Annotated in this window: 1 protein-coding gene; it reads left to right on the top strand. The window is 44.2% G+C overall.

Annotation, left to right across the window (positions count from 1 at the left end):
- The coding region (locus Q0787_RS19320) for a hypothetical protein (protein ID WP_298905113.1) at window positions 1–206 on the top strand (206 nt) is incomplete at both ends.

The raw sequence follows: 206 nt of genomic DNA, 5'->3' as shown, positions 1-206 counted from the left end.
ATTGTTTACACAGCGACCTATGCAATTACTCAGGCCGATATCGATGCAGGTGTTGTGACTAACCAAGCAACGGCAACAGGGAATGATCCACAAGGCGGGACAGTTACTGATGATAGTGATGATCCAAATGATCCAACCGATACAGATAACAATGGAGATGGAGAACCAGATGATCCAACGGATACAGTTATTCCACAGAATCCAAT

Source organism: uncultured Psychroserpens sp., from assembly GCF_947492715.1.
Classification (GTDB): domain Bacteria; phylum Bacteroidota; class Bacteroidia; order Flavobacteriales; family Flavobacteriaceae; genus Psychroserpens.
The sequence above is the reverse complement of the archived record's forward strand: the minus strand, read 5'-3'. Positions and strand labels throughout refer to the sequence as shown.